Source organism: Macellibacteroides fermentans, from assembly GCF_013409575.1.
Taxonomy (GTDB): Bacteria; Bacteroidota; Bacteroidia; order Bacteroidales; family Tannerellaceae; genus Macellibacteroides; species Macellibacteroides fermentans.
The window spans coordinates 596,927-614,456 of the sequence record NZ_JACCCY010000002.1 but is presented as its reverse complement, the minus strand read 5'-3'; the positions used below and the strand labels follow the sequence as shown (position 1 = coordinate 614,456).

The following is a 17,530-nucleotide window of genomic DNA, read 5'->3' as shown; positions in this document are numbered from 1 at the left end:
CAGTATAATTGACTTATTGTGTTGATATACAGGCAAATAAATAACAAAAAGCTAGTATAATAGAATTATTTTTATTATCTTTAAAGGTCTGACACTAAAGGATTTAAAGATGATTGACAACACTAGCCAACCCAAAGATAATAACTTTTTTATAAACAAACATTCGCTCCAAGCTATTTTTGGAATCCCAGGTGTTGTATTCTATGATTCCGTTATAAGTGATAATTTGATTCTTCTATCTGCCCGTCTTAAAGACAAGACAGCAAAATGTATCTGTTGCGGTAAAAGGAGTAAAAGTGTCCATTCATCCTATATGCGCAAATTAACAGATCTAGCTGTAGTTGGCAGAGCTGTTAAAATTATACTGAAAGTCAGAAAGTTTAGATGCCGTTACAGTAATTGCACTCAAACAGTTTTCTCTGAGCAACATCTGCCCTTAACGCGGAAACACTCACGACTGACAGATCGCACAAGTCACTTTTTGCAAAAACTGCTCATTGAGGTCTCTTCTCGTAAAGGTGAGTATATAAGTGAGCTCCTATCAATAAAGCAGAGCAGTTCTACCTGTCTTAGAATCGTTAAGTCTATAGAAATGCCCCATTTTCAGGAACTAACTACCATAGGCATAGATGACTGGGCATACAGGAAAGGCAAATCGTATGGTACTATTATTGTAAATGCGATTAATCACCGTCCCGTAGAACTACTAAAGAGTAGAGACAAGGAGGAGGTTGCAGATTGGCTTATAAGACATAACTCCATACTGTATGTAACCAGGGATCGATCAAGCAGCTACTCTAATGCTATAAAGTCTGGGGCATCCAAGGCGTCACAAATAGCAGACAGGTTTCATTTAGTGAAAAATCTGGGAGATCACATAGCACATGAAATACGAATGGAGTATAAAACCATTAAAAATAGTTGGTTGGCTCACAGGAAGAGTCTTTATAAAAGCAAAAAAAATAACATCTGCTTAAGTAGTGGAGATAACGAAAATACCAGCGATTCACAATATAACAAACACACCAATAGTGTTAACCATAGAAAACAGGAGTTGTTTAACAGGATTCATGAGCTTAAAAACAACAACTACTCTCAAAGAGCAATTGCCAAGGCTTTAAACATTAGCCGTAATACTGTAAGATATTATTTTGAAATGGAAGAGTTGTTGCCACGAGCAACCATCTATTATAATAATTATGGAGATTTTATGGATCTGATTAAGGAGTGTTGTAATCAGGGGTTAAATGTAAGAAATATATTTGTGTCTCTGAAAAAACAGGGATTCAAGGGTAATCAAACATCTTTTTATCAGTGGTTCAACAGGCACTTCCCGGAATATCAGAATAAGAAAAGATTACCAGTAGCATTAAATACCTCTCCGATAGTTTATGAAGAAACTCGATTTAGCGGAATGTCACCCAACAGACTTGCTATACATTTAACAAATAGTGAATGGGGTGTTTCAAAGGAAACAGGCGAGTGTAGCAAGTCTCACATACTGGCAGAGGATATTATTAACTCCTCTATGTTATTAAAAAGCATGAGAGAGGTATACAACACTTTTAGAGAGGTTTTGAACAGTAAAGATGAACTTAGATTAGACCAATGGCTCGAGAAGTATAAGTCGACCCAAATACGGAGGATTAAAAGTTTTATAAATGGCATTATTCATGATTTGGAAGCAGTAAAAAACGCCATTAAATACCCTTGGAGTAATGGAGTTGTGGAGGGTCATGTAAACAGATTAAAAAACAAGAAAAGAGAGATGTATGGCAGGGCTGGATTTGAACTGTTAAGACGAAAGGTCGTGCTTTCCAACTTAGGATAACCTGCACCAAATTTGACGAAGAACCAGTAATGATACCCATTGTCTGCATATTCCTGCACCCGCTTCAGCGCATCGTGGGCGCTGCGGTTTGGGCGGAAGCCAAAACTGTTGTCATTGAACTCTCGTTCGTATATCGGTATCAACATTTGGCTTATAGCCTGTTGGATGAACCGGTCAACAACCGTAGGGATACCGAGTTGACGTGCCTTGCCGTTGTCCTTGGGGATATCGACACGACGGACCGGATTGGGCCGGTACTTACCCTTTTGTAGCTGCTCTATCAATTCGTCTTTGTGGAGGTTCAGGTATGGCAACAGTTCGCTCGTTCCCATCTTATCGACGCCTCCGGATCCGTCATTCCCTATTACTTGTCGATAAGATCGATTTAAGTTTTCGGGACTCAGGATAAGTTCCAACAAATTGGTTGTGCCTATCTGCACTTCCACTAGGTTTTCACCTATTATCCTCATAAAAGTCTGCGCTCCATCATACCCTTCGGATTCCGTCCTATTCATCTGATGGCAGCCAACAGATTCTGTTGTTTGCTGCATTGTTTCTTCCATTTGGTAATAATGTAATAATTCCAGTTTAATTAAAGTTCAGTCCTTCACCAGGTTGTCGATGTTTTTTTTCCTTGCCCGGCTACTATGACCTCTGCTGACTTCTCACGGTTCGTTGTTACTGCTCGGATGACCTCGCCCGTGAGACCTCCCCAGTTATGGACGTATTCTTTCAATCTTATACCTGCTTGATTTACTCCAAGTGTTCCGAACAGCTATAGGACTTTGTTTTGTATTGCAAACTAATCCACACTCGTGAGCCTTGGTATCAAGTTTCTGTTCGTCAGGCCAGATCTTTGCCGAAGACTTCCTTCAGATTACACCTCGCGATGAACACCCTTGTCGTTGGCTGGACGCTTCCCGCTGTTAGGGTGCGTTGGGGACTTACACCCGTTAGAATACGTTCGTGCTGGGCGAACAATAAAAACGCCGTAGGATGAAACTCTACGGCGTTTTTCGCGTACTAAATCTGAATATCCAAAATTAACCGTTGGTAATTTTGACAAATTCTATTTTATCATTTACTTCATTCCTTATTTTCCAAGAAATTTTTCAGATCTCCCCGGACTATAAAGCTCCCAAAGTGAAGCAACTGTCCATCCCGGAGCGAAAATATCATTATAGAATCCCTTTCCGTTTTTGCCATAATCCCACTGAGTATGTTGTACTACTTCAGGATAATAGCCTTTCTTTTCGACGCCGCAAAGATTACCTTCAACAGGAAGTAACTGTTTCATTGAGCTACTTATCACTTTGGAAAAGCCTGAAAAACGCGGCTCTTTGTAATAATCTGACAGCCAATCAAGAACCGACGCAAACTCGAAGATAAAGACGTCGATATGGTTATTTTCGACAGATACATTACCCCATCCCCTGGTTTTGAGACCAAGGTCTCCCAACATTTGTCCCCTTGCAAAAGGCACATCCCATACATAATACCAGGATAACGCAAAATACGACGCTCTCTTTGTAAGTGAAGCATAATGCTCCCGCTCTGCTCCTTTGGAAACCAAAGCCAGATAATATGTAGCCGTTGCAGCATATAATGAAGCCTCCTTGTCCTCGCAGTTGGCATCCAGCGTAGATGAAAAGTAATCAGCTTTAGATATGAGTTCCTTTTCAAGATAACCGGCAGTACGTTTGGCTCCATCAAGGTATCTCTTATCATTAAAATATTTGTATCCCATCACCAAAGGCAATGTAGCCGAAGGGGTACTCCCTCCGCTCTTATCGGCTATACTAAAATCATCTTTAAACTTACGGGGGAAACTTCCGTCACCTTGTTGTAAACGTAAAAACATGTCCAACATATGTTTCATTTTAGTCTCCCATTCCGGATGCTTTCGTCCATGCTCTTTTTCGTATTGCAAGTAGTGCAATATGGCATATACACCTTCAGATTGTCGGCGAATACTAAGAGTCTTTTCTTCATAACCTGTTTTAAAATCTACAAACTCTTTAAAGAATCCTGCAGAAGTAAAACCATTTGCCAGATAGCTGTCGAAAACTCGTTTACTTTGAGCAGGCAAGTCCGATTGTTTTTGTTGTTCTCCATATTCCAGGGCATTATAGGCATTGAGCAGGACGCGACCCACAAAACCCACTTCAGCAATACCTACGGGGGTACAGTCATAGGTTGGCAGGTGTACACCCGAAGTGTAAACCAATGGTTTATCGGTTACCAGACTTTCTGTAAAATAATTGCTCAAGACCTCCTTCATCCGATCCGATGTATAAGGAGATTGTACTGGTTGAGGTTGATAACTATCGTATGCATATTCCCACATTTGTTGAACAAAAGCGGAATAGTCGGCCGATCTATTCTCCTGTATCTCCCATGTCAGAATAACAGTCTCTCCTTTTTTTACATATTGAAAAGCTTTAACTGCCGGAGCCAATGTCAACTTCCGTATGTAACTACGGGGAGTTTCCTGATACGGAAATCCAAAAGAGAGATTAGCAACACCGTCTTGATTCTCGAACCCTGTATAGCCAAGTGATGTTTTACCGGACAACACCACTTCACCCTCTTTATGAGTGGTTAAAGCTTCGTGAGCAAAATCATCCTTACGTGAAATGGTAAGAGATTCTCCGTTTTTTTCGTTAAAGATACCCGTAAGAGGAGCACTAAGGCGGTCTTCCCTTACAGTCCAACTATCCGACGTGTGGAAGGAAGGAGCCTCTTTTGGCGACCGCAGATTGCGGCGATACCAGAACCCCGGCAGATAAAACAAACAATCTTCGTGACGATAACCGGTGCGGAGAAGCTGACTGTAATGAAGATAAACATCCTCTGATGCCGTAATAAAAACGGTCAATTCTCTCTTCAGTCCTTTTTCCACTACTTTTTGAAAAATAGTTACTGGCAATGGTTCTGCAGCAGTAAGCTGGTACGTAAAATTACTGTTGGCAAGTCTGTTGAAAGTAAGCGGATACGTGTTAGAATTGTTTCCGGGTACTTTCAACGAAAGACTTGCAACGGTCTGCGATGGTTCATAGCTGTTGGCATGCAGACCAAAAATAGTAAGCGTGGAGGCTAGCAATGCTCCGAATGTGAATTTTCTAAATAAAATACTCATAATTAATCTTTATTAAAAAACAGGCAGGAGTGATTGGACTGATGGCGAACTTGTTTCGATGCGTGGCCAGCCCTCCTTCCACTGCACCTTGTCGAGCAACAACACACGGCCATGGGGATTCTTTACATCCACGCCATGGTAAAAAATCCAGTCGTTGCCGGCTTTATCTGTAACTATTTCTGAATTATGACCTGTACCCACGAAAGAGTTGTTTTTCTGAATCAGGACTTCGTGATGGTTGGTAAGCATACTTTGACCACTTTTATCGGCATAGGGGCCAAATAAGTTGCTGGAACGTCCCACCACTGTGGTATATGTACTCTTCAAACCTTCGCAGCAAGTTCCTGTAGAGGCAAACAGATAATAAAAACCATTTTTCTTATGGATATAAGTCCCTTCGTAGGCAGTTCCTGCAATTTGTTTTTTTTCAGCACCCGGTTTAACCGAAAGTCCGTTGTCGGTCAGTTCGATGGCAAAAATACCTCTGAAACTGCCCCAAAACAGATACCTGGAACCGCCCTCTTCTATATAAAAAGGATCGATGGAATTTTGCACGCCTATTTCATTACTTCTGAACAACATTCCATGATCCTGAAAAGGTCCTTCTGGCTTATCCGAGGTTGCAACACCAATACCGCAAGTCCACTCGCCACCCCAGACAGACATTGAGTAATACAATACATATTTATCTCCGATACGATTAATATCCGGAGCCCAAATCCCCCCCTTAGGTTCGAAATTGGGGCGGGTCTGATCGGTGAAAGCTGTGCCGACTTCCGTCCAGTTCACCAAATCGGACGAATGAAGGATAGGTACATTCCGGATATCTTCCGTTGCATATAAATAGAAGGTGCTATCAGCTGCCTGAATAATTGTTGGATCGGGCAGACTAAAATTGACTACAGGATTTCTATAGGTAGTTTTCACATCTGGCACCTCAGGATTATCAGGCAATGGATCGCCTGTCACACCTGAGCCACAAGAAAGAAGAATACTGAGAATAAGGATCGGACTCATGACTCTTTTCATATAGTTTTTAAATTGAAACAGCATGTTTGCTCTGCACAAAAGTACCCTATTCGAATTATTTGAGATAAAACAATCCGGTCAATCTATAAAACAATCGAATCAAATGAGGATGAAAAAGCTCTTACGTTCAGGGATTCACAAAATCTTTGGGTAAAACGCCAAATTGTTTCTGGAAGCATTTGGCAAAATAAGAGGGTGTATTAAACCCTACCCGGTAACATACTTCATTTATCTTACATTCGCCTTCCTGTAACAAAGAGGCAGCCTTTTTAAGTCGTTCCAGACGAATATAGTCGTTAGGGGTAAGATCAAGTATTCCTTTTATTTTACGGTTCAGACTGGATCGGCTCATATGCATACTTGCCGCCAAATCATCCAGATTAAACTCTGGATCCGACATATTACGTTCTACCTCTTCGTTCAATATCTTCAGAAAAGACTCGTCGGCTTTTGTAATCGCCATCGTGCTTGTTCCAATAAAAGGTGAGCTTACAAATGCCTGATGCAATTTTTCACGGTTTGCAAGCATACCAGAAATGCTGACAAGTAAGAATTCAATGGAAAATGGTTTTTCGATATAAGCATCAGCACCCGAACGGATTCCATCTATTTTAGCCTGTACATTGGTTTTGGCTGTAAGTAAAATGATAGGGATGTGACTATATGACAGATCCGATTTTATCCGGGAACAAAGCTCCAATCCGTCTATCTTCGGCATCATAACATCACTCACAATCAAATTTACATAATTTGTATCTAACATTTCTATCGCTTCCTGACCATCAGCGGCAGCTAGTACGGTGTAGTGTGGTGATAAATGACGACACAGAAAACCTCTCATCTCCTTATTATCTTCCACAACCAGAACTACTTCTTTTCTCTCGTTGGATTTCGTCTGCACGTTTGACAATTCAGGTTCGATGTCGTTCGTTTTTTGATCAACCGGGAGAATATCATACAACGGAGCAATAAACTCAGAAGTCGCATGTACATCTTCCATAGCAAGCGGCACTTCAGAATGCAACCGGATAGTCTCTTTGTGATGAACCGGAAGGGTTAACCGGAAAACGTTCAGTTCAAGTGTTTCATCCATCATCAGGGTACCCTCATGCAATTCTGCCAGCGAACGGGCCAAAGCCAACCCGATACCGGTACCCGAAGTCTGCTTCTTCCCTTTGTCATTATATTGTACAAATGGTTTAAAAATAGCCTCTCTCATTTCGGAAGGAACAATCTCTCCGTCGTTAGACACCACAACAGAAAACCAATCGGCAGGTTCTTCGGTCACAAGCTTTACATGAATAAAGCCACCCGCATGATTCAACGCATTGGAAAACAGATTACTCACAATCTTAATCAGAGCTTCTCTGTCGCATGAAACAACATAGCTATCCAACGGAATATCCATTCTAAAATCAATACACCTCTGTTTTGCCAGCGGTATAAACCGCGCATGTATATCCTTCAGCAACGCTACTATCTCGCATTCAACAAAAGTTAGCCGGAAGGCATTATTTTCTGTCTTCCTGAAATCCAGCAGCTGATTGGTCAGATCCAATAACCGGTTCGCGTTCCTGCTCATAATCTGTAAATCCTCTTCCACTCCGGGTTGAAATTCATTTTCTTTCAAAATATTTTCAAGGGGACTTTTTATAAGTGTAAGAGGAGTTCTGATCTCATGCGCCACCTGAGTAAAGAAGTCGACTTTAGCATTATAAAGTTCGCGCTCCTTTTCCCGTTCAAACTTTTCCATTTGCAAACGGTGCTTCTGTACACTTCGATTTTTCAGGTAACGATAAACTCCGTAAAGCGTTGCCAGTACAACCAGGAAATAACAGGCAAAAGCCCAGAAAGTAAGATAATAGGGTGGTAAAATATGAATTTCGAGTGTTGTTGGAGTAGCATTCCATAATCCATCACTGTTCGACCCTTTAACCAGAAAAGTATAGGATCCATAGGGCAGATTAGAATAATTGATTACCGGGGTTTCCCTAACGTAAAACCATTCCTTGTCGAATCCCTCCAGTTTATACATCAGCTTATTCATCCGCGGCGACTGATAACTTAACGCTGCAATACGGAATGAGAATGAATGCTGACTAGATTTAAGGGTAATGGCATCCAGCAAACTGATACTTTTGGGTAAAGGAGAATCTTTAGTCGCTACCGGCACCTTACGGTTGAACAAAAGAAAATCCGTAATAACCACCGGCGGTACATATCTGTTTTCTGTAAAGCTAGCCGGATCGAAACCGATAAAACCTTCAATTGTTCCCATATATATTTTACCGGAACGGTCTTTGAAAGCCGATTGATAGTTAAACTGATTGCTTAGCAACCCGCTGGAAACGGTATACACCTTTCCTGCCTTTGTTACGGGATCAAAACAAAATAATCCGTCGTTGGTCGTTATCCAGAGCTTTCCGCTGTTATCTTCCACCATATTAAAAACAACATTGGATGGTAATGCAGAAGATTCGGAATTATAATGTTCAAACCTATCATGTACCTTATCATACATACAAAATCCACCTCCCTGAGTGGTAAACCATAACCGCTTAGCCGTATCCTGAAAAACGCTCAGCACCCTGTCGGTGGATAAGCTGTATGGATTATTTTCTTCGTGTACAAAGTGTTTCCATATATTATTAGCTGGATTAAAGCAATATATTCCGTTTGCATAGGTGGCAATCCAAAGGTTACCTGCATCATCTTCCAGCATATCGTAAATAAAAATACCTGTCAACTTTTCCACCCGTTTAAAGCGATCCGACTCTCTGTCGTAGGTATGCAAACCATAGGTTGTTCCAATCCACAATGTTCCTGATCTGGAACGACAAACCGAAAAAATATCATTCGAACTCAAGTCATCCTCTCTCATTCCCTTCTGATAGTTCTTAACTCTTCCGGTGCGTAAATCAATGCGGTTGAGTCCCTTGGAAAAGGTGCCCACCCACAGAAAATTCCCATCCATGCACAGACCATGAACATTGTTGTACAACAACTTGTCTACAAAAGGCTGAATTTTTCCATTTTGAGGATCAAAAAGAAACAAGCCCTTATCCTCCGTACCAATCCATATGGTACCATCTTTCCCCTGACAAAATTCACGTACCCGCTTTCCCAATCTGAAATTGTCCTCCTTTTTGGGATAATATTTTTCAATGTAGGAGTATCCCTTGGGATAATAATTTAGTCCGCCGAAATAAGATCCGATCCACATTCCACCTTCCTTGTCTTTGTATAATGAATAAATCGCATTATCAGACAATGAATAAGAATCCGCTTCGTCATGCACAAGATGATTTCTTTTCCCGCTAAGCAAATTATATATATAAATCCCCGATTCGGTACCTATCCAAAGCTCGTTGTCTGTGTAGTATGCTATGGAGCGTACATAGGGTAGCTTTCCATCTTTCATCGGCAATAAATCGCGAACCTTGTTCGATTGGATGTCAATCTTCTTCAGTCCCCCTTTGGATGACCCCACGAACAACGTATTATCCGGTCCCTCCACCAATTTATTGATAATATCGTCGCGGAAAGGCTTCTCTTCCGTATCCGACGAAAATGGATGAAGAGATTTAAACTGGTCGTCGGAATAATACAAGTTATCGGAATAGAAACTGATCCAGCACCGTCCTTTTGAATCAAACAAGAAATGTGTCACATTTCCCGTAACCATTTGTCCGGGGCCGTTAAACTGATAATTCTGTAATTTCCGGGTTTTCTTATTAAAACTAAACAATCCCTGCGAATCTACGGATATCCATATATTACCGGCTTTATCACCCAAAATGGAAGTTACCGGTTGTGTAATTACCGTGTTCCGGTTGCTATTAATTGTGAATTTGCTGAACGACTCTGTCTCTTTCGAATAGACATACACCCCTATATCGGTACCCACCCAAATATTTCCATCGGTATCTTCATACAAAGTCGTAATAAAGTTGGTCCCCAAGGTACCTCCTTCTTTTCTGAAAACGCGAAAAGTGAGACCATCAAACCGATTTAAACCATCTTTGGTCCCAAACCACATAAAACCCTGACTATCCTGTAAAATAGCATGAACCGTATTTTGCGACAACCCATCTTTACTATTCAACCTCTGGAAATAATACCTGGTATCCTGTTGATTAACGGAACACCTCGCCGAAGGGGCATTCGTCAACAAGCACAAAAGGAGGCAAATAAATAAATAGAGCTGTTTATTCATTATCAATCCGGTAAAATATTCGTACAAATATACTACAATTATTATATCTCAGGCTCAAATTCTAATAGACCGATTTTTATCCAACCGCTCCAGTTATTATAAATATTATATATATTTGCAATTATTATTTACAATATTTCAAATCAACCACCGGATTCAATCACACATAACAGGAATTTACGCGTAAAACACAAATATATTTTATAAACTTCAACATACAAAAGAACTGTTTAAATGAAAAAATTAATAATATTATTATTCATTGCATTGTGTACAGTGCAAGGGGTATATGCGGGAATTGATAATCTGTTACCTCAACCACAAAAAATAGTGACGAGAAAGGGTGTTTTTAATCTGAACCGCACTATACAACTTATTCTTCCTCCCACCACATCTGGTGATCCGTCAATTAAATCAGAGATTGGAGGGTTCATTGGCATGAATGGAGGAAATGTTACCGAAAAACCCTCAAAAGCTGTTATCCGTATAAAGCTGACCGACAAAGTGGATGGATGCGAATTTCAGGAAGAGGCTTATTCATTAAACATTGACCCCTCGCAACTAACAATTCAGGCCACAACGCTTCAAGGGGCTTACTGGGCAGTACAGACCCTCCATCAGCTGGCAGAAGGTAATAAGGGGAAAATACCGGCATGCACCATTACCGACTGGCCGGCCTTTCCCATACGTGGCTACATGCACGACATCGGGCGAAGCTACATGAATTATGATGAGATAAAAAAGCACATTGTCAATTTATCCCGTTATAAAGTTAACGTATTTCACTGGCATCTAACCGAAAACCAGGGTTGGAGATTGGAAAGCAAACGCTTTCCTCAGCTAAATGCACCATCCAGCTACACGCGTCATCCCGGCAAATATTACACCATTGAACAGGCAAAAGAATTGGTAGCCTTTGCTAAACAACACAACATTATCGTAATCCCGGAAATAGATATGCCGGGGCATAGCGAGGCCTTTACACGGGCATTTGGCTATACCATGCAAACACCGCAAGGATTGGAGACTTTAAAAGAGTTGATGAATGAAATATGCGATATATTTAAAGATTCGGAATGGATGCATATCGGCACGGATGAGGTAAAGATCACCATGCCTAACTTCGTACCGGACATGGTTAGCCACATCCGCAGCAAAGGGAAAAAGGTTATTTCATGGAATCCAGGATACAAATATACTTCCGACGGTATCGATATGATCATGATGTGGAGCAACCATGGCCGGCCACTCCCCGGGAAACCGGCAATCGACTTACGTTTTCATTATATCAACCATTTTGATACCTTTTCCGATTTAGTTGGCATCTATAACAGCAACATAGCAAGACAGCCTAAAAGAAACGAACAATATGCGGGTGTGATCGTGGGAATGTGGAACGATCGAATAATGGAAAATGATAATGCCCTGCTTACACAAAACAACTTCTACCCTGCCCTGCTCGCCGTTGCAGAACGTGCATGGAAAGGAGGAGGAGATAAATATATACAGGAAAATGGCGTTCAACTGAACCCTTCGCAATCAGATTTCCCCGACTTTGAACGGAGACTTCTTTTCCACAAGAACAATTATCTGAAAAACGAACCCATTGCCTATGTAAAACAGGTGGATGCCAGTTGGAAAGTTACAGACGCATTTCCAAATTCCGGCAATCTTACGGCCTCCTTCCCTCCGGAGAATCAGTTGTCCGACACATATTCATACGAAGGGAAAAGCTATAACACCCGGACCGTGTACGGATCCGGCATCTGCTTACGTCACGTTTGGGACCCCATTGTATCTGGATTGTTTAAGAATCCACAACCCAACTCTACAGCCTACGCTTACACCTATATCTATTCACCCAAAGCACAAAAGGTTGGAGCCTGGATTGAATTTCAGAATTACAGCCGTTCCGAGCCCGATCTTGCACCTCGCCAGGGTAAGTGGGATAATAAAGAGAGCCGAATCTGGATCAACGATGCTGAAATTGCACCTCCTGTTTGGGAAAACACCCATACCGTGCGCAATCAGGAAATATCTCTTAAAAACGAGAACATGGTCGCACGTGCACCGATTCCCGTTGCGTTGAAGAAAGGATGGAACACCGTATTCGTAAAACTCCCTGTGGGAGCATTTACAACTCAGGAAGTCAGATTAATCCGCTGGGGATTCGCGTTTGCACTTGTTACCCCCGATGGTAAAGATGCCATAGAGGGGCTGATCTATTCGCCGGAGATGCAGAAATAGAAAATTACAAACTTCTCAGCTTCAAAACTAATTTATTGCAAAACAAACTGTCATCTATCATTTTTACCACCCAAACAGCTGGTTAACAAAGATATATAAAATGATATATGGCATTTTTACATCTGTCAGCGTGTGCCATCTGTCACATCCCCCCGATCACGGAATTAGAGCTGATTTTGCAAAACACCACCACTTTTAAAGCTTTAATAGTGAGCAACTAAAAATTTCTCCCTATCAATTAGCTCCTTCTATTAAGACTTCTATTTTCTTCTATTAGGAGAACTATTCGTTCAACAATTGTGTACTTTGCGTTTGACAGCTGTTGAACGCAAAGTACACAGCTGTTGAACTTGCGTTTAACAGCTGTCAAACGAATAAGTATTCGTTAACAAAAGATTAGATCATCGTAGTAAACCTATTACTTCCCTTAAGGGATTTAAATAAAGCACTGCTTAGGAATAAATCTTCTACATGGGTTCCACCGTATATCCGGCATCACGAAGTAATTGGATAAGTCCGTCTTCTCCGGGAAGGTGTAACGCTCCCACAGCAATAAAGGTAGATTTATTCTTAATGTATGTTAGAATGTGTTTCATCCAATCTCTGTTTCTATCTGAGACCAATGATTGTGTCATTTCGTCCATTTTATTTTTTGTCCATGTATCCATTTTAACAATTCCATCCATCAGTTTCTGTTTTTCATCTTTTAGTTTGTGGATGTTCTGTTCTCGGTAAACGTCTCGAAGAGCACTAGTTAAAAGATTCATGGAATCAACCAAATGATCAAAGCCCGAACGATTTATGAATCGAACAAGGGAATCGGCTTGTTGTTTTAATGTTGCATCAGTAGTAAATAGCATAATAGGCTGATATTCGATAAGCTCATCCAGTCCTACTACTTCCATTCCCTTTGCTTCTGCTTTTTTAAGCAAGGCATAATCCATAATATCCTGTTCACTATAAAGTTGTTTTCTTCTGGCAATTACAACCGAATCAGGAAGACGGGTTGAACTTTCAAGAATCATCACCTTCTGCCGGATCCGGCTTCTAACCGTATCTTCAGATATCATCTGAGTTAAAATATAAGACAAGGCGTTGGGACGCAGGTTCATTTTGTCTGAAGTTACCTTTAATTTCTTTGTTAAAAAGGTATCGAGTATACTTATTTGTGACTTATCCAGCAGATCGCTATAAGTGGTATCCTTAGGCAACAACATCACTGCCCTAAGTTTATCTTGAGAAGAATTTGTGGATTTTGATGCCCCAGTTAATGTTTTTTCGCACATGAACTGCTTTACGGAGCGAAAAGAGGCATGAAAACCGGGCACACTGTCAAGAAAAGACTGATTGCGGAGCTCGGTATCTCCGTGCCATGTACCAAATAGATAAGAGGGTTGGGTTAAGCCGTTGCCCGAAATTTTCCATAAAAGGCCCTCTTTGGGAGCCTTACCAAAGGCGCAGAGAGTAAAGAAGATCAGTAAAAGAAAGGGAAAATAGTTTTTCATAACCTGTAGATTTCGTTAATGCTTCAAAGTTAGTTAATTTATAATACGAAGCAAATAGGATTCGAATAAACAGAATAAAAAAACAAAACATGTTATCCTCTGCAATGCTTCAGAAGATAACATGTTCTAACTATAACTATTTGTTTATTACTCTACGACTATCACCATCATAGGTTCGGCCTTCTTTGCGGATTCTTTTCTCACAAAATTAAACCAATCATCTTGTGTGGCAAAGCCCCATTTACTCCATCCGGCACCCCAATAGTATGTAAAGCTACTGTCTGGCTGGTAAGTAGTACATGCTAACAAATGGCCGTTGGCTCCCCGCGTCTTTTGCTCTTGGGCAGAAAAGTAGACTGGTTGTGCCGACTTAACCTCTCCGCCCGGTAAAATAGCTGCCAGATAAAGCTGTCCGTTATCACGATCCACCGGATCGGCATAGGCAATATACCCCCTATCTGCATCAGCTTGAAAATTTGTTGTCGTATCATGTAAAACAATACCTGCAGCCAGTGGAGTGGCGGCCGACAGACCATGGTACGAAACAATTACCCTGTTTAACTGTGCTCCGGCATCCAACGATAGCAATCGTGTTTCAACAACAGCGGTATCTGTATTAATCTTAAGCGGATGGTAGGTAAGTTTTACGGTAAAACGTAGCGGACCGTTATCCAGTATCTCGTACGTATCATAACAATAGGGATACACCAACGTATCAGCAACCATGAGTGCTGCAGTTCCTGCTCCTAACGTAGGACCTACTTTGTAGAAATCGCAGCCGTTGCCATTATCCTTATGATAGGTTATTCCTTCTTTTAATTCCAATCGGTAACGTTCGGCCACAACGGGATGCGACACACGTTTTGCCCAGACATCATAGCCGTAGGCCTTTTCGCCGCTGGCCTGCAAAGCCGGGCCGTAGGTACGAAAAGCGATACGGTCATTCTCCCAGGCAATATCATCAACCCGTTCGGGATATTGATTTCCTGTTACGATGGTATCCACCTTCTGGGGTACACCTGCTTTTAATTGGTAGCGCGCCTCGCTGCAAGCTGGTACACTGGCCTGAAATATCAGCTTATTATTATAGGTAAGCTGATAAGGAATCTCCTTTCCCGTTGAATCGGTCAGAATAAAGGGAGCGGTTGTCCACTGTGGATCCACATTAATTTCCACCATCTCGTTCTCGCGCGGTTCGGTAGAAACATTCTGTACGGCAAGCGTAGCTATTTTATTTGAAGTGCAGCCAAACAGAATGGCTGCACATAAAAAACTAAGAATAAGCTTCATACGCAATTTAATTGGGTTGTTTTCCGATGTAAGCCAATATTCCACCGTCTACGTAAAGAATATGACCATTTACGAAGTTGGAAGCATCCGATGCCAGGAATACAGCCGGACCGGCAAGGTCTTCGGGTGTTCCCCAACGGGCTGCAGGAGTTTTGGCGATGATAAAAGAATCGAACGGATGTCTGCTTCCATCTGCCTGCGGTTCACGTAGCGGAGCAGTTTGCGGAGTGGCAATATAACCCGGTCCCAATCCGTTACATTGTATATTGTGTTCGCCATATTCGGACGCGATATTGCGGGTAAGCATTTTAAGTCCCCCCTTTGCTGCAGAATAGGCAGATACCGTTTCGCGGCCCAGCTCACTCATCATCGAGCATATATTTATAATTTTACCGTGTCCTTTCTTAATCATGGAAGGAATAACAGCCTTAGCCACGATAAACGGTCCGTTCAAATCAATATCGATTACCTGGCGAAACTCTGCAGCAGTCATCTCATGCATGGGAATACGTTTAATGATTCCGGCATTATTCACCAGAATATCAATCACTCCAACCTCCTTTTCAATCTGTGCAACCATGTTATTAACCTGGTCCTCGTTGGTTACATCGCATACATATCCATGTGCTTTTACTCCTTCGGCTTCGTAGGCGGCAAGACCTTTATCCACCAACTCCTGTTTGATATCGTTAAATACAACGGTTGCGCCAGCCTGAGCATAGGCCATAGCCAATGCAAATCCTATACCGTAAGAAGCTCCTGTAACAAGTGCCACCTTACCTTCTAATGAAAAATTTACCATAGTTTTTACGTTTAATTATAAGTTAATCTTTTTATAGGTTGGAACAAGCATTTTCATTACTACCCATCCGATCAGATAGGATACAGCACAAATAGAAAAGATGATGAAGTAACCTGCTTCAATTCCTTTAAAACCCATAAATTGCATCTGAGTATTTGTGGCATGGTCAAATAATACCCCCGAACTCATGTTGATGACAAATGCTCCAACACCACCGGCCATTCCTCCGATACCGGTAACGGTAGCGATAGCCGAACGGGGAAACATATCACCTACGGTAGAGAATATGTTGGCCGACCAGGCCTGATGGGCCGCTCCGGCGATACCGATAATCACCACAGGAAACCAGACTGCCAAAGCGCCAAACTCCTCGGTCATCCCCCCCAAAGGCTGTGCGAGCAATGCCAATAAAGGGAAAAAGGCGAAGATGAGCATTGAACGCATACGTCCGGCATAGGGATGCATCCCCTTCTTTTCTACAAAGTAGGTTGGCAACCATCCACCTACGATAGACAGCAGGGTAATGAGGTAGAGAACAAATATCTGAGGTGCACTTTGCGTGGAGTCCAGTCCGTATACCGAGCTTAAGTAAGCCGGAGTCCAGAAAAGGAAAAACCACCAAACGCCATCCGTCATAAATTTACCAAATGCAAAAGCCCAGGTTTGTTTATATGTAAAGCATTGCATAAAAGGCATTTTCTTGGCCGGAGCCTCTGTAGTTCCTGCGGGTTCGTGGTCGTTATCCTGACGGATATAGGTTAATTCCGAAGCATTTACTCTGGGGTGAGCCTCGGGTTTTTTATAAATAAATACCCAAAAACCCATCCATACGAAACCTAAAGCCCCAATGATAAGGAATGCCAGCTCCCAGCCGAAACTTGCGGCAATGAAGGGAATACTAACCGGTGCGGCCAAAGCTCCCACAGTTGCCCCGGCATTAAAAATGCTGGTAGCGAAAGCACGGTCTTTCTTCGGAAAGAATTCGGCAGTAGCCTTAATTGCTGCAGGGAAGTTTCCGGCCTCACCTACTGCCAAAACAAAGCGGGCGATGATAAAGAAGGTAACACTGATGGATGCAATCTTTGCCACTAAGTCGGCTCCCTCTGCAATACGTAATGCCTCGGCACTATCTAATCCTACCACCCATTCGGTACCGATGCCGCAAAGAGCATGCAAACAGGCACCGAAAGACCAAACGCCGATGGACCATAAATATCCTTTTTTGGTGTCCATCCAATCCACAAACTTACCGGCAAAAAGCATGGCAAGCGCATAAATAATTGAAAATGTGGCCGTAATATTTCCGTAATCGGCATTTGTCCAATGAAATTCCGGAGCGATAAAATCTTTCCAGGTCAGGGAAAGTACTTGTCGGTCCATATAGTTTACCGTTGTGGCAAAAAACAACATGCTGCAAATCACCCAACGGTAGTTTGTCATTTTTTCATTTTGTGTATTCATGGTATAGTCT

General features: G+C 41.9%; 11 protein-coding genes. 3 read left to right on the top strand and 8 right to left on the bottom strand.

What is annotated here, in order from left to right; genetic code table 11:
* Positions 1–109 precede the first annotated feature (109 nt).
* The gene (locus F5613_RS07550; RefSeq protein WP_179399297.1) at positions 110–1,831 is read left to right on the top strand and encodes an ISL3 family transposase; all 1,722 of its coding nucleotides are present in this window, start codon (positions 110–112) and stop codon (positions 1,829–1,831) included.
* Here the strand turns inward: F5613_RS07550 and F5613_RS07545 are convergent.
* Positions 1,735–2,394 (bottom strand): reverse transcriptase domain-containing protein, encoded by a 660-nt coding sequence (locus tag F5613_RS07545; protein WP_246303372.1) that lies wholly within the window; start codon positions 2,392–2,394, stop codon positions 1,735–1,737. The two genes, F5613_RS07550 and F5613_RS07545, sit on opposite strands and share 97 nt — an antisense overlap.
* A 227-nt stretch (positions 2,395–2,621) precedes the next feature.
* Here F5613_RS07545 and F5613_RS07540 point away from each other — a divergent pair, with 227 nt between their 5' ends.
* Entirely contained in the window at positions 2,622–2,831 is a 210-nt protein-coding gene (locus F5613_RS07540) for a hypothetical protein (RefSeq protein WP_179399296.1), read from the top strand.
* Between the two features lie 93 nt (positions 2,832–2,924).
* Here the strand turns inward: F5613_RS07540 and F5613_RS07535 are convergent, their stop codons facing one another.
* From F5613_RS07535 to F5613_RS07525, 3 genes are all read right to left on the bottom strand, one after another.
* The gene (locus F5613_RS07535) at positions 2,925–4,970 is read right to left on the bottom strand and encodes a hypothetical protein (RefSeq protein ID WP_246303371.1); all 2,046 of its coding nucleotides are present in this window, start codon (positions 4,968–4,970) and stop codon (positions 2,925–2,927) included.
* A 12-nt stretch (positions 4,971–4,982) separates the two neighbouring features.
* Complete coding sequence (locus tag F5613_RS07530) at positions 4,983–5,987, bottom strand: family 43 glycosylhydrolase (protein WP_179399553.1); 1,005 nt, start codon at positions 5,985–5,987, stop codon at positions 4,983–4,985.
* 139 nt (positions 5,988–6,126) lie between these two features.
* Positions 6,127–10,215, bottom strand: coding sequence for a hybrid sensor histidine kinase/response regulator transcription factor (locus F5613_RS07525; protein ID WP_179399295.1), 4,089 nt, complete (start codon positions 10,213–10,215; stop codon positions 6,127–6,129).
* Positions 10,216–10,449: 234 nt separating this feature from the next.
* On the opposite strand from F5613_RS07525, the gene F5613_RS07520 reads away from it, so the two are divergent.
* A complete protein-coding gene (locus tag F5613_RS07520) occupies positions 10,450–12,462 on the top strand; it encodes a beta-N-acetylhexosaminidase (RefSeq protein WP_179399294.1) in 2,013 nt (670 codons plus the stop codon).
* Between the two features lie 467 nt (positions 12,463–12,929).
* Here the strand turns inward: F5613_RS07520 and F5613_RS07515 are convergent, their stop codons facing one another.
* The 4 genes from F5613_RS07515 to F5613_RS07500 all read right to left on the bottom strand — a co-directional run bounded on the left by F5613_RS07515 (position 12,930) and on the right by F5613_RS07500 (position 17,520).
* Positions 12,930–13,967 (bottom strand): TraB/GumN family protein, encoded by a 1,038-nt coding sequence (locus F5613_RS07515; protein ID WP_179399293.1) that lies wholly within the window; start codon positions 13,965–13,967, stop codon positions 12,930–12,932.
* A gap of 147 nt (positions 13,968–14,114) precedes the next feature.
* Positions 14,115–15,257 (bottom strand): DUF4861 domain-containing protein, encoded by a 1,143-nt coding sequence (locus F5613_RS07510; RefSeq protein ID WP_179399292.1) that lies wholly within the window; start codon positions 15,255–15,257, stop codon positions 14,115–14,117.
* Positions 15,258–15,264: 7 nt separating this feature from the next.
* Complete coding sequence (locus tag F5613_RS07505; RefSeq protein ID WP_179399291.1) at positions 15,265–16,059, bottom strand: gluconate 5-dehydrogenase; 795 nt, start codon at positions 16,057–16,059, stop codon at positions 15,265–15,267.
* A gap of 15 nt (positions 16,060–16,074) precedes the next feature.
* Complete coding sequence (locus F5613_RS07500) at positions 16,075–17,520, bottom strand: MFS transporter (protein ID WP_179399290.1); 1,446 nt, start codon at positions 17,518–17,520, stop codon at positions 16,075–16,077.
* Between the last annotated feature and the right edge of the window lie 10 nt (positions 17,521–17,530).